This is a genomic window from Bradyrhizobium sp. CCBAU 53421 (assembly GCF_015291625.1).
Lineage (GTDB): Bacteria > Pseudomonadota > Alphaproteobacteria > Rhizobiales > Xanthobacteraceae > Bradyrhizobium.
This window is the reverse complement of record NZ_CP030047.1, coordinates 6,905,725-6,918,918: the sequence shown is the minus strand read 5'-3', so window position 1 is coordinate 6,918,918 and position 13,194 is coordinate 6,905,725. Positions and strand designations below refer to the sequence as shown.

Genomic DNA, 13,194 nt, shown 5'->3' with positions numbered 1-13,194 from the left:
CGGATTCTCCTCCCGCCGCGGCGGTCCAATTGCCGGGCGCACGAACGCGCGGATTTAACATCCTTCTAGTACTGCAGATTGGGATAGGCGGCGCTGTCTCCACGCCCCTCGCGTGTCAAATCCAGAACTCCATAGATCGGCCAGATCGGATCGATCGGACTGGTGTCGCCGCGCTTGAATACCCCTTCGCTCGCCCAATGGTGACGTATGCCGTCGTGGTCGCGAGAAAACACGTGCAAGACCGCAAGCTGAACGCCGTCCGGTGTTTCTGCGTGGTAGTCGCGATTGAAGCTATTGTTGCGCGAGGACAACAGCCGAATGTTGCGCCACCCGCGCTCATTTGCGTAGGTGCCGAGTCGGTCGGGACTTGTCTTCGCGATCACGACAAGATTCGTGCGCTCAGCGAGGTGAAAGGCAGCGCCCTCGAGTCCGTCGACCACGGAGGTGCACGACGGACAAGGCTGCTCGACAAGGGGCAGCTCCGCTGTCTTGCCTTCTGCGGCGCCCGCTCGTTGATCTTTCGGCCAGCGCGGGAACATCATGTTGTAGATGACCAGCGAGTTCTTGCCCGGTGCGAACAACTCCGAGAACTTCACCTTGTTGCCGTAGGCTGCAGATTCGAAGACGTAGTCTTCCTTGATGAGGCCGCCCGCCGGGAGTGCTCGCCGCTTGGCGGCGACCTTCTCGTTCAGAAGCCGAAGCTCTGCCTCCGCCTCCAGAAGCTCATTGCGCGCGCGCCGGTAGTCACTCGACTCGCCGGGAAATCGAACATTCGGGTCGAGGAGAACTTGCCGCCACTCCTTCATGTCGCGTGGTTTGCCTTTGAGAGCCATGATGGCCTCCTTCAGGTCGCGTGGACAGCTTCGAACTTGCTGACGGCTGATTGTGCCGCGGGGGCCTTCCTGCCGTCAGTCCAGCGTATTGTCGCCTCCGCAACCCGCGCGCCGAATTTGGCCGCCGTGCGCAGGTCGGTCGCAGGAGGGGCGACGTCGGCCGGCTCGTCGAAGTTGCTCTGCGCCATGGCACCGATGAAGCCGCCAAGGCGATTCAGATCCTCGATGCTTCCCTTGGAGTTGTTGTTGCCCGGCAACATGCCGGAGTTGATCCACGTCATACTGTGCTGACCGGCGAATATCACGAACTGGAGCAGCGTGTTGAGTTTGTCGCCGCTTTGGCTCGCCGAATTGGTGAAGCCCGCAGCGATCTTGTCCTTCCAACCTTGGGCGTACCAAACCTTGCTCGAAGCATCCATGAATCGTTTGAACTCGGCCGAAGCGCTGCCCATGTAGGTCGGCGCACCGAAGATGATTGCTTCGGCCTTTTCGAGATCGCCCCAGTGGTCGTCGAACTTCTCGACTGAAATGAGCTGGGCGCGAGCTCCATCGACACCCTGTACGCCTTCAGCAACGGCTTTCGCCTGCTTGAGAGTGTGCCCGTTGCCCGAGTGAAAGACGATTGCGACAGTAATCATGACAAGGTCCTCCTTGGAAACCAAAAGTCACTGCCAACACACCCTGGATCGCGTGTGCTGTGACGGAGCGAAATGTCTCGATTGCAAACTTGTCGGCGGTCCTAAGGATCACCGATCAGTGGGTCAAACATGAGCAGGAGAGCCAGCGCGCAGAATTGCCAAAGCTAAAATATCGATATAAGGAATGGTTATGGCTACGCGAGAAGACGCCGCGAGGGTTCGGCTTCGGCGGTCACTGAAGCTGCGTGACCTTTACACGCTCACCATCGTCGCCGAACTTGGTAGTATGGCGAAAGCTGCCACGTTCTTGGCAGTTACGCAGCCCGCAGTATCGCAGGCTATCGCCGACCTTGAGCGGTTCGCCGGCGTTCGTTTGCTTGACCGCGGTCCGCGCGGGGCGGTGCTGACCGCAGCTGGCGAAGCCTTAGTCGCCCGCGGGCGCCAGGCGCTCGATACACTCGATCTCGGTATGCGCGATATCGCGTTCCTGACCGATGGTGGCCGAGGCGTCGTACGTGTCGGCGCCGACATGGCTTTCATCGCCGGAGGGTTGATGGCTGACATCATCACGCATCTCCGAACCCGCTATCCCGGCATTGCTGTGCATGTCTTTGAGACCAGCATGCGCGTCTCGGCGCCCGAGTACCATTCACTCATGGAGCGCGGCGTAGACGTTCTTCTAGGGCGGCGGCCGCACGAAAACATCGACGGCGAATTGTTTGTCGAACATCTGCTCGAGGAGAAACTTAAGGTCGTAGCAAGTTCGACCCATCATCTTGCGCGGCGGAACGAGGTCAGCTGGAGTGATTTGACGGGAGAGACGTGGATTCTTGCTGCTACTGACAGCATTGCCCGTCTCATCCTGGAAGATCAATTCAGGCAACGAGGACTGCCGGTGCCGGATGCCGCGGTCGCGACCTACTCGATGCAACTACGCCTGCAACTTGTGGCGACGGGCAAATATTTAACCGTCATATCTGAACACGCCTATCACCATGCCGCCGACCGGTGGCAATTGCACGCGCTGCCGCTCGAATGTTCGCAGACGCTTCCGATCGTAATCCAACGGTTGAAACACAGATCGACCACGCCTGTGGTCGAAAGGTTTTTGAAATCAGCGCGCGCAGTGATCCTCGCAATACGAAAGCGGTAGGGGCGCGCTTGGGTATCACCATGAGCGAAGGCACGCGGCGTCCGATCGCCTCGCGCCGTATCGCGAGCCGGTGCTGCGCCGGCCATTCGGCGGTCGAGAATCGGAGCGTCGTGGGTTCTCTGACATCATGGACTCGCAGGCGCACAATCCTGATGCCGCGGACGGGCAAGGCACAGGACGCGACATGGCGTGCCCATCCTGTCTCCACAGTTCCAGGCCGCAACTGCTATTTCCCCTGCCGCGCACTTTCGAGCAGCGTCATGCAGGCATCGAGACAGGCTGCAGCAATCGTTCGGCCAAGCGGCCCCGGCTTCTTGTTCAAGAGCCGATGCATCACCACGCCGTGCAGCATCATCATGATCGGATAAGCGACGTGCGCGGCTTTGCTTTCATCGACACCGGCGCGCACGATATGGGTGGTGTATCGTTCGATCTCGCTGGCTTGCGCACCCGTTGTGACGCGCTCCATCCAGCCGCGCCCGTAGAGCAGTTCATAATCCCGGGGTTGGTTGGTGCCGAACTCGAGATGTCGTGCACACATGTCGTGGAAGTCGCGCGATTTTGCCAAGTGGGCAGAGAAGCGCTGGAAAGCAAGCTTGCGCAACGCCATCAGCAACGCCTCCCGGTCGGCGTAATAGCTATAGACCGTCGGCGTCGTGGTAGCTGCTTCCGCCGCGACGCCGCGTATCGTCACGGCCTCCTCGCCGCCCGACTGCCACAGCGCGTCTGCGGCCTTCAAGATTCTGTGAGGCAGTTCCGGATCGGCAGTTCTTGGCATTGGCTCTGTTGCTTTTACACTGTAAAAGTTATACGATGTCTAAATAATAGACCTACTCCCAGGAGCAAGCAAATGGCCCTTTCCCCGAAACTGGTGGGACCGTCGATTTCCCTGATCACCGGCCTGATCACGTCGTCCAGCATGTCGTTCGTTGGTCTCGCCTTGAACTATGGGTTTCAGCCCGACTTTGCTCTGCGCTGGCTGAAGGCCGCGGCAACGAGCTACCTCGTGATAGTCCCGATGCTGATCATTGTCGTCCCGCGGATTCAGCGCTTCGTCATGCGGCAGGCCGGATTGCCAATCCGCTAAGATCGGGTCGCCGTACAATGCGCGCCGCACCTGAATTCAAGTCCCAAGCATCAGAGATATCACGCCGGTTCGTCTTTTGGACGCAACCGAAGGGTCAGCAACATGACGACGAGACATCTTCACGATAACCCAATTCTCGTGACCGGCGCAGCCGGCGCTGTGGGCGGCATCGGCCGTAGCCTCACCGAATGCCTGATCGACAAGGGCCACAAGGTACGCGCCCTGGTTCGGCGCGAGGACGCCCGCGCCGAAGCTCTGCGGCAACTCGGCGCCGAGGTCGTACAGGGCGACCTGACGGACCTCGCCGCAATGCACCGCGCCATCGAAGGCTGCAGGCGCATCTATTTCGGAATGTCGGTCTCGGCGGCCTACCTGGAGGCCACCGTTAACGTCGCCGCTGTGGCCCGCCACCACGGTGTCGAGGCTTTCGTGAACATGTCGCAGATGACGGTCTCGCAGATGAGCATCAACGAGACCACCGACAGTCCGCAACACAAGCTGCATTGGCTGGCGGAGCAGGCCCTGGCTTGGTCGGGCCTGCCGGTCGTCACGGTGCGGCCGACGGTCTTCCTCGAGGGCTTCTTTCTCACGATCGCCGCCCGCGGCGTGCGGGCCTCCGACACGCTGGCGCTGCCGATGGGTGACGGCAAGACCTCGCCGATCTCGGCTGTCGACGTGGCGCGCGCGGTTGCCGTCATCCTCGACGATCCCGCGCCGCATATCGGCCAGATCTACGATCTGACGGGACCGGAATCCGCCGACTTGAACGATCATGCGCGTGCTTTCTCCGAAGCGCTCGGCAGGTCGATCCAATATCGCGACGTCCCGCTCTCCGCCTGGAGCGAAGGCCTGCGGCGAGCGGGGTTTCCTGAGCACGTCGTCAGCCATCTCTCGGCCATGACCGAGTTGAACAAGGAGGGGCGTTACGACCGCATGACGGATACCGTGCGAAAGCTGACTGGCCAGGCACCCATGAACATGCGCGATTTCGTGAAACTTCATGCCGCCGAATTCAAGTAACGTGGACCCGGCGTTTTGACGCGGTGCTCCGCACCTACGGACGCAGGCAGTTCAATGAGACCTATTAGGGAAGCGCCGGCGCTTTTGGCACGCTTCGTTCTGCTGCTGTTGTTGAGCGGCTGCGGAGAAGGAGAAGCGGACCAAGCGGCGGAGCACGCCTGCCGTGCTCCGGATGCTCGCAGTTCGGTACTCAAGGTATTCTCGAACGATGAAAACAATAAGCTGGTGACCTTTACCCTCAAATACTCGAGTTCGCTCGACGCAATGATGGATGCCGCGAAATCGGAAACTGAAAAGTCGGCGATCTTGCAGACCGCGCGAAAAAGCGCCGTCTACAGCCTGGATGGCACCATACTCGTGAAGTCAAGGGACAAAGCAGCGCGCGAAGTCACTTGCATTGCGATTCTGTCTGTTGCCGTTTTGGATACGAGCGCGGAGAAAGAAATAGAATTTAGCGTGAAGCAAACGACCGACGGAAGGCCGCTCGTTACGGTCAGTCCGTTTCTTTTCAAAGTGGACTAGTTCTGGAAGCCCGACCGGCCATGCCTTGCACTCGGTGTCGAGCGGGGTGTAGCCACTCCCGGCTTTGAGGCAGTGGACCCTTCTGCGCGATTGCGCGGAGCGAGGCTTTGCGCGGCCCTCAATTCGGTGCCGAACCGCGCCAATGCCGCGCATGTCACCGCTTCCCCATGATCGGCTGCCTCCGCAACGTCGTTTTCAAGATCCTGTGAGCCGAGCTCCTCGGCGCCAAATGGGCTTGCTTTAACGTCGTATAAGTTATACATCGTATAAATAATGCCCTATCCCGGGATAGCAAATGACAGGACAACAGGATGACAATTCCTAAATTTTGGATTGTGGGACTGTCTGCTGCCGCCGTTGCGCTATCAGGCACTTATCTGTGGCGCGAAGGCATTCCGTCCAGCGTCGTGAAGTCAGCCGCCAATACCGCGCCTGCGCGGCCCGTGCCCGTGACGGCCGGTGTGGTGAAGGATCAGGACTTCGCGATTTCGCGCGTCGGGCTCGGCACGGTCCAGGCCTACAACACCGTGACGGTGAAGGTGCGTGTCGATGGCGAGGTGCAAAAGATCGCGTTTCGCGAAGGCCAGGACGTGCAGGTCGGCGACCTGATAGCGCAAATTGATCCGCGCCCTTATGAGGCACAACTGCATCAAGCCGAGGCCGACAAGGCGCGCGACGAAGCGCTGCTCGCCAATGCCAGGCTTGATCTGGAGCGTTACAGCAAGCTCGTGATCAAGGAGTTCGCCACCCGCCAGAGCGTCGATACCCAGGAGGCGCTGGTCGCGCAGTATCAAGCTGCGATCGCGCGTGACCAGGCGGTGATCGACAATGCACGCGTGCAGCTCGGGTATACAACGATCGTCTCGCCACTCGCCGGCCGCACCGGCATCCGCTTGATCGATCAGGGCAACATCGTTCATGCCTCCGATTCGGGCGGACTTGTCGTCGTCACGCAGCTGGCGCCGATCGGCCTGATATTCACCCTGCCGCAGAAATATCTCCCGGAGATCGTCGATGCGATGCGGGGAGGGGCGCTTGTTGTATCGGCGTATGATCAGGACGACCGCGTCAAGCTTGCCGACGGCCGTCTCGAGCTGATCGACAACCAGATCGATCAAGGCACCGGCTCGATCCGGCTCAAAGCGATCTTTCAGAATCTCGACGGGCGACTTTGGCCCGGCCAATTCGTCAGCGCTCGCCTGCTGCTCGGCGTCCGCCGCGGACCGGTCGTGCCGGGATCCGCGCTGCAATCGGGACCCAACGGCAGCTATGCGTTCGTCGTCCGACAGGACTCCACGGTCGAAACCCGCCCGGTACGGATCGCCGTCAGCCGCAATGGCGAGGCGCTAATCGAGAGCGGCCTTGCTGCCGGTGAAACGATCGTGCTGGACGGTCACTACAAGCTCCGGCCCGGCACACGCATCGCGCCCGTTCCCTCGCCGGCGGCTCCCGCGAAAGAACGCACCGCCTCAACCGCACAAGGCCGGGACTAAGGCGGCGCACGATGAATATTTCCGAACCCTTTATCCGACGTCCGATCGCAACCGCGCTGGCGATGTCAGGCCTCGCAATGGTCGGCCTCGTTGCTTATTTGCTCTTGCCGGTCGCGCCGCTGCCGCAGGTCGACTTTCCCACCATTCAGGTGACGGCCCAGTTGCCAGGCACGAGCCCGGAAACGATGGCTTCCTCGGTCGCAAGCCCGCTGGAACGGCAGTTGGCGCAGATGTCCGGCGTAGCCCAGCTCACCTCCGTGAGCGGCATCGGAATATCGGTGATCTCGATCCAGTTCAACCTTGACCGCAATATCGATGCCGCCGGGCAGGACGTGCAGGCCGCGATCAACGCCGCCGGCGGGCAATTGCCGAAGAATCTGCCGTCACCGCCGACGTATCGGAAAACCAATCCGTCGGACCCGCCGGTGATGGTGCTGGCGATGACATCGGACACCCTGCCGATGACGACGGTAAGCGACCTTGCCGACAATATTTTCGCGCAGCAACTTTCGCAGGTCGACGGGGTCGGCACCGTGCTGATCGCCGGCGCGCTGAAGCCTGCCGTGCGCGTCGAAGCCAATCCGCTCGAGCTCGCTGGCCGCAGCCTGAGCCTGGAGGATCTGCGGTCGGCGATCGCGACCGCCACGCTCAATGCCCCCAAGGGCACGCTGAACGGCGAGCGCCAGGGCGTTACGATTGAGAACAACGATCAGTTGTTCAACGCCGCCGGCTATCGGCAGGTTATCGTCGCCTGGCGCAACGGTTCGCCCGTCCGGCTCGGCGACGTCAGCTCCGTGTTGGATGGCGCCGAAAACATTCGGGGGTCCGGCACCTTCAATGGACAACCGTCGGCCATCCTGATCATTCAGCGGCAACCCGGCGTCAACGTCATCGACACCGTCGAGCACATCAAGGCGGCGTTGCCGCGACTGAAGGCCGCGATCCCGTCCGCCGTCGACGTCCATATCGTTACCGACCGCACCCAGACCATCCGTGCCTCGGTCGAAGAGGTTCAGTTCACACTGATGCTCACCATCGCGCTGGTGGTGATGGTGATCTTCTTGTTCCTGCGCAACGGCTGGGCCACCGTGATCCCCGGCATCACCGTTCCGCTGTCGCTGGTCGGCACATTCGCGGTGATGTATGTCCTCGGCTACAGCCTCGACAACCTCTCACTGATGGCATTGACGATAGCGACAGGATTCGTCGTCGACGACGCGATCGTGATGGTTGAGAATGTGGCGCGGTACCTGGAGCAGGGCCATTCGCCGCTCGCGGCCGCGCTGAAGGGGTCGCGCGAAATCGGCTTCACCATCATCTCGATGAGCCTGTCGCTGATCGCGGTGTTCATTCCGGTGTTGCTGATGGGCGGCATCATCGGGCGGCTGTTCCGCGAATTTGCCGTCACGGTGAGCGTGGCAATCCTGGTGTCGACCGTCATCTCGTTGACGCTGACGCCGATGATGTGTGCGCAACTGTTGCAGGACGAAAGGGGCAAGCGGCACGGCCGGCTCTATGCGCTGAGCGAAAGGTTCTTCGATGGCATGCTCGCGGCTTACGAGGCCGGTCTGCGCTGGGTGCTGCGTCACCAGCGGCTCACGCTGATTGCGAGCGTCGCGACTATCATCCTGACCGGCTATCTCTATGTCCTGATTCCGAAAGGCTTCTTTCCGCAGCAGGACACCGGATTCATCGTCGCCGTATCGGAATCCTCGCAGGACATTTCCTATCCAGCCATGCTGGAGCGTCAGTCGCAACTGGTACGCGTCCTTATGGCCGATCCCGGCATCGACGGCGTGATGTCGGCGGTCGGCGCCGGCACAGTCAACCAGACCGTGAACAACGCCCGCTTGTTCATCAATCTCAAGCCACGCGACCAGCGCGATGCCAGCGCCAGCCAGATCATCGACCGGCTGCGGCCGAAACTTGCCGCTGTGCAGGGCATCGCCCTGTTCATGCAGGCGTCGCAGGACATTAATGTCGGGGGACGCGCGAGCCGCACGCAGTATCAATTTACGCTGCAGGACAGCGACCTCGACGAGCTCGATCACTGGGCACCGATCCTGCTTCGATCCTTGCAAGGAATTCCGTTGCTGCGCGACGTCGCGACCGACCAGCAGATCGCCGGTCCGACCCTGCGACTCGAGATCAATCGAGATGCCGCATCGCGGCTCGGCGTCGCCACGCAGGCGATCGACGACACGCTCTACGATGCGTTCGGGCAGCGTAAGGTCGCGCAATACTTCACGCAGCAGAACAGTTACTGGGTGATCCTGGAAGTCGACCCGCAATTCCAGCTTGATTCCAACGCGCTCGATCTGATCTACGTGCCATCCAGCAGCGGGCGGCAGGTGCCGCTGAGCGCACTGGTCGAACAGAAGCACACCGTGCGGTCGCTATCGGTCAGCCATCAGAGCCAGTTCCCGGCGATCACGCTGTCGTTCAACCTGGCCGCAGGTACCGCGCTCGGAGAGGCCGTCGAGGTGATCGAGAAAACAAAGCGAGACCTCAACGTCCCGGCCACCCTGATCACCTCGTTCCAGGGCAACGCTCAGGCATTTCAGGACTCGCTCAAGACCCAGCCTCTCCTGATCCTCGCAGCGCTGATCGCGGTTTATATCATCCTGGGTGCGCTCTATGAGAGCCTGATCCATCCGATCACGATCCTTTCGACGATCCCTTCCGCCGGCGTCGGCGCACTTCTCATTCTGATGGCATTCAACCTCGAGCTCAGCGTTATCGCGCTGATCGGCATCATCCTGCTGATCGGCATCGTCAAGAAGAACGCCATCATGATGATCGATTTTGCAATCCATGCAGAACATGATGAGGCGATGGAGCCCAGGGATGCGATCTTCGAAGCGGCATTGAAGCGCTTCCGCCCGATCATGATGACGACGTTTGCAGCATTGCTCGGTGCCCTTCCGCTTGCGCTCGGGCACGGGACCGGATCGGAGATCCGGCAACCGCTCGGATACGCGATCGTCGGTGGCCTGCTGGTGTCGCAATTCCTGACGCTCTACACCACGCCGGTGGTCTACCTCGCGCTTCACCGCTTCAGCCGTCGCGGTGCCCGCAAGGTCGTTCCGCGCCCGGTCGAAGCGGGAATTGCGGCTGAATGATGCGATCGCCTTGGGGCGGGGACTTTTGCACAATTTCGGAATATTAGAAGAATATCCCTGAGTTGCCCGACGTGTCAAGTCGTAGGTCGGACGTCGGCCATCGCCGGCTACTTTGCATGGGGTTGTTTTCGATATTTTGGCAGCGCCCCTGCGACGGCCTCATAGCTCCATCTAGCTCTAGCCGCCTTTCACCGCGCCCGCGGTGAGGCCGGCGACGATCTGCCGCTGCGCCAGCACGGTGAGCAGCAACACCGGCGCCGTCACGATCAGCGCGGCGGCGGCGAGGGGGCCCCAGCTCAGCTGGTCGAACGAGATCATGTTGTAGACCGCGACCGGCAGCGTGCGCGTCTCGCGCCCGGCCAGCACGATGCCGAACACGAAGTTGTTCCAGGAGAAGATCACCGCGAGGATGAAGGCGACCGCGAGCCCGGGCTTGGCGATCGGCAGCGCGACATGGCGGAACACCTGCCAGCGCGTGGCGCCGTCGATCAGCGCGGCTTCCTCCAGCTCCAGCGGCGTGGTCTCGAAATAGCCGATCATGATCCAGATCACGATCGGCACCGTCACCACCAGATGGATGATGATCTGCGGCACCAGCGTGCCGAGCAGGCCGAGCCACTGAAACAGCAGGAACAGCGGGATCAGGTACGACAGGCCCGGCGTGATGCGCGCGATCAGGATCACGATCGCCGATTTATGCGCGGCCATCCGCGCAATGCCGTAACCGGCAGGCACGCCGACCAGCATCGCGAGCGCCGTGGCGCAGCCGGTGACGACGAGGCTGTTGCTAAAATAGGTCAGGAAGCGGTTGGAGGCGAACACGTCGGCATAGTTCTTCCAGGCGAAGTGCTCCGGGATGAACACCGGCGGATAGGAGGCGTTGTCGATCTCGAATTTCAGCGACAGCGAGGCCATCCAGAGGAAGAACAGGATCGCCGGCGAGACGATGACGAACACCGACAGCCACAGCCCGATCCGGCCCAGAATCTGATTCAAGGCTATATAGCGCTGATTCATGCCTCGCCCCCGAGCTCTGAGGACCAAAGCAGGCGCTTGCGCAGATAGAGCAGCAGCGCCGCCAGCGCCACGATCAGCAGAAAGAACACCACCGCGATCGCCGAGCCGTAGCCGAGGTCGTAATAGACAAAGGCGACGCTGTAGAGATAGACGTTGATGGTCTCCGACGCCGAGCCCGGCCCGCCTTGCGTGATCGCGAAGATGATGTCGAAGCTTTTCACCGCGTCGATCATCCGGATCATGCCGGCGATGAACAGGAACGGCATGATCAGGGGGAGCGTGATGAAGCGGAACACCTGCCAGAAATTAGCGCCGTCGATCTGCGCGCTCTCATAGGGCTCGGTCGGGATCGCGGCGAGGCCGCCGAGCACGATCAGCATCACCAGCGGCGTCCATTGCCAGGTCTCGACCAGCACCAGCGATGGGATCACCGTTGTCGGGTTGAACACCCAGAGCTGCGGCGGCAGGCCGACCAGCGACAGCAGGTAGTTCAGCACGCCAAGCTGCGGGTGGAACATCATGGTCCACACCAGCGCGATCGCCACCGGGGTTGCCATCATCGGCATGATGAAGATGCCGCGCAGGAAGCCGCGCGCGGCGAATTTCTGGTGAAACACCACTGCCGCCAGCGTGCCGAACACCAGCGGCAGCAGCACCGACAGCGCGGTGTAGGACAGCGTATGCCCGACCGCCTCGACGAAGCGCGGATCGGTCGGCAGCCGCAAATAGTTGGCGAGCCCGACGAAGACGGTCGGCGAGCCGACCTTCCATTCCTGCAGGCTCATCCAGATCGTGAACACCCAGGGAAAGATGATCACCGCCAGCACCACGACGAGCGCCGGAATCACGAATGGCCAGTAGGACGGCGGACGCCATTCACGCGCCGGCGGCTCGTTTTCGGTCGCCGCCGGCGAAGCTTCTGTCACCGCGCTCACGCTTTTTCACTACGCTCCAGGATGGGGCGGAATTGCTCGTGCGCCTTCTTCAGCTCGGTGGCGGGATCGGCGCCCGACAGCGTCGCGGTCAGCGCCGCACCGACGATGTCGCGGAACTCGGCGACCGGGATGATGACCGGCAGGCCGAGCTTCGAGATCTTGGCGGAATCGACCACCGACTGCAGCCATTCCTTGGTCTTGACGCCCTTGGCGACCTCGGCATCGTCGACGATGGAGTTGCGGAACGGCACGCCGCCGCCGGCCTGCAGCAGGCGGGCGCCCTGTCCCCGCGAGACCACCCATTGGCAGAGCAGGTACGCGGCTTCCTTGTTCTTGCTTGCCGCGGCGATGCCGACGCCGTCGCCATAGGTCGACGAGAATTTGCCCTTGGGGCCGGCGGGCACCAGCGTGTAGCCGACCTTGCCGACGACGCGCGAGGCGTTGGGGTCTTCCAGCGGCGGCGCCCAGCCATCGGCGTCGATCCACATCGCCGACCGGCCTTGCGTGAACGAGGCCATCGACTCCATCCAGTTGAAGCCGGCGACGCCGGGCGGCGCGCATTTCGTCAACAGCCGCTGATAGAGTTTTGTGGCTTCGACCGCCTCGGGGCCGTCGGTCAGGATGTTGCCCTTCGCATCGAGGAATTCGCCGCCATAGTTCAGATAGAAGTTGGTCCACATCGCCATGTTGGCGTTGCGCAAGCCGCGGCCGACGAAACCGTAGATGCCTTCCTTCGGATCGGTGAGCTTCTCGGCGGCGACCGCCATCTCGTCCAGCGTCTTCGGGACCTCGACGCCCTTCTTCTGGAACAGCTCCTTGTTGTAGTAGAGGATGAAATAGTCGACCGACCACGGCAGCGACAGCATCTGGCCCTTGTCGTTGCGCGCATATTGCAGGCCGGCGGCGGAGAAATCGCTCTCAACGAGATCCGGCAGCGTCATGCTCGGATCCTTGAGATAGCCCGACATGTCGGCGAGCCAGCCGGCCTTCTCGAATTGCCGCTTCTGCACGTGATAGCTGAGGTGCACGACGTCGAAGCTCGGCTTGCCCGAGGACAGCTCGATCACGCATTTCTGGCGCTGCTGCTGCTCGGGGACCTGCTCCGATTCGACCTTGATACCGGTGAGCTCGGTGAATTCCTTGATGTATTTTTGTAAGTTGTCGCCGCGCGGTCCCTTGGCGAGGCTGACTTCGAGCGTGGTGCCCGCGTATTTCTTCCAGTTGACCTCGGCGCGGGCCGGAAATCCGGTCAATCCGACGGCGCCCGCGGCAGCCGTGCCGGCCAGCATCTGCCGGCGCGAGATCAGGTGATGCGACATGTTTCTCTCCCTGGACGGTTCTTGTTTGGGAGAGATACTAGCGTCTCAACTTTCC

Annotated in this window: 12 protein-coding genes; 6 read left to right on the top strand and 6 right to left on the bottom strand. The window is 61.6% G+C overall.

The genetic code is table 11. The features are described 5' to 3' along the window. Window positions 1-65 precede the first annotated feature (65 nt). Window positions 66-833, bottom strand: a complete 768-nt coding sequence (locus XH92_RS32495; protein WP_246787781.1) for a DUF899 family protein — start codon at window positions 831-833, stop codon at window positions 66-68. An 11-nt stretch (window positions 834-844) separates the two neighbouring features. Further along, window positions 845-1,471, bottom strand: coding sequence for a flavodoxin family protein (locus XH92_RS32490; protein WP_194455779.1), 627 nt, complete (start codon window positions 1,469-1,471; stop codon window positions 845-847). Window positions 1,472-1,661: 190 nt separating this feature from the next. Between XH92_RS32490 and XH92_RS32485 the strand changes: the two genes are divergently transcribed. Beyond that, window positions 1,662-2,624, top strand: coding sequence for a LysR family transcriptional regulator (locus tag XH92_RS32485; protein WP_194455778.1), 963 nt, complete (start codon window positions 1,662-1,664; stop codon window positions 2,622-2,624). A 226-nt stretch (window positions 2,625-2,850) separates the two neighbouring features. On the opposite strand, the gene XH92_RS32480 is transcribed toward XH92_RS32485, so the two are convergent. Continuing rightward, window positions 2,851-3,363 carry a TetR family transcriptional regulator gene (locus tag XH92_RS32480; RefSeq protein ID WP_194455777.1) on the bottom strand — a complete coding sequence of 171 codons (513 nt, stop codon included), beginning with the start codon at window positions 3,361-3,363 and terminating at the stop codon, window positions 2,851-2,853. A gap of 111 nt (window positions 3,364-3,474) precedes the next feature. Between XH92_RS32480 and XH92_RS32475 the strand changes: the two genes are divergently transcribed. From XH92_RS32475 to XH92_RS32455, 5 genes are all read left to right on the top strand, one after another. Further along, the gene (locus XH92_RS32475; protein WP_194455776.1) at window positions 3,475-3,711 is read left to right on the top strand and encodes a DUF2798 domain-containing protein; all 237 of its coding nucleotides are present in this window, start codon (window positions 3,475-3,477) and stop codon (window positions 3,709-3,711) included. Window positions 3,712-3,870: 159 nt separating this feature from the next. Continuing rightward, window positions 3,871-4,731, top strand: a complete 861-nt coding sequence (locus XH92_RS32470; protein WP_246787779.1) for an NAD(P)H-binding protein — start codon at window positions 3,871-3,873, stop codon at window positions 4,729-4,731. An 84-nt stretch (window positions 4,732-4,815) separates the two neighbouring features. After that, window positions 4,816-5,253 (top strand): hypothetical protein, encoded by a 438-nt coding sequence (locus XH92_RS32465; RefSeq protein WP_210345488.1) that lies wholly within the window; start codon window positions 4,816-4,818, stop codon window positions 5,251-5,253. Between the two features lie 311 nt (window positions 5,254-5,564). Then, a complete protein-coding gene (locus XH92_RS32460) occupies window positions 5,565-6,746 on the top strand; it encodes an efflux RND transporter periplasmic adaptor subunit (protein ID WP_194455773.1) in 1,182 nt (393 codons plus the stop codon). An 11-nt stretch (window positions 6,747-6,757) separates the two neighbouring features. Continuing rightward, entirely contained in the window at window positions 6,758-9,868 is a 3,111-nt protein-coding gene (locus XH92_RS32455; protein ID WP_194455772.1) for a multidrug efflux RND transporter permease subunit, read from the top strand. Window positions 9,869-10,045: 177 nt separating this feature from the next. Here the strand turns inward: XH92_RS32455 and XH92_RS32450 are convergent, their stop codons facing one another. Genes XH92_RS32450 through XH92_RS32440 form a run of 3 tightly spaced genes read right to left on the bottom strand, consistent with a single transcriptional unit; the run spans window position 10,046 to window position 13,139 of the window. Continuing rightward, on the bottom strand, window positions 10,046-10,885 hold the full coding sequence (locus tag XH92_RS32450) for a carbohydrate ABC transporter permease (RefSeq protein ID WP_371817846.1): 840 nt from the start codon (window positions 10,883-10,885) through the stop codon (window positions 10,046-10,048). After that, window positions 10,882-11,820, bottom strand: coding sequence for a carbohydrate ABC transporter permease (locus XH92_RS32445; protein ID WP_194455771.1), 939 nt, complete (start codon window positions 11,818-11,820; stop codon window positions 10,882-10,884). The genes XH92_RS32450 and XH92_RS32445 overlap by 4 nt, the downstream gene beginning before the upstream one ends. After that, a complete protein-coding gene (locus XH92_RS32440; protein WP_194455770.1) occupies window positions 11,817-13,139 on the bottom strand; it encodes a sugar ABC transporter substrate-binding protein in 1,323 nt (440 codons plus the stop codon). The genes XH92_RS32445 and XH92_RS32440 overlap by 4 nt, the downstream gene beginning before the upstream one ends. Between the last annotated feature and the right edge of the window lie 55 nt (window positions 13,140-13,194).

Coding starts and splice junctions, on each gene's coding strand:
- XH92_RS32495 (WP_246787781.1), bottom strand. CDS start 833: ATGGCTCTCAAAGGCAAACCACGCGACATGAAGGAGTGGCGGCAAGTT.
- XH92_RS32490 (WP_194455779.1), bottom strand. CDS start 1,471: ATGATTACTGTCGCAATCGTCTTTCACTCGGGCAACGGGCACACTCTC.
- XH92_RS32485 (WP_194455778.1), top strand. CDS start 1,662: ATGGCTACGCGAGAAGACGCCGCGAGGGTTCGGCTTCGGCGGTCACTG.
- XH92_RS32475 (WP_194455776.1), top strand. CDS start 3,475: ATGGCCCTTTCCCCGAAACTGGTGGGACCGTCGATTTCCCTGATCACC.
- XH92_RS32460 (WP_194455773.1), top strand. CDS start 5,565: ATGACAATTCCTAAATTTTGGATTGTGGGACTGTCTGCTGCCGCCGTT.
- XH92_RS32455 (WP_194455772.1), top strand. CDS start 6,758: ATGAATATTTCCGAACCCTTTATCCGACGTCCGATCGCAACCGCGCTG.
- XH92_RS32450 (WP_371817846.1), bottom strand. CDS start 10,885: ATGAATCAGCGCTATATAGCCTTGAATCAGATTCTGGGCCGGATCGGG.
- XH92_RS32440 (WP_194455770.1), bottom strand. CDS start 13,139: ATGTCGCATCACCTGATCTCGCGCCGGCAGATGCTGGCCGGCACGGCT.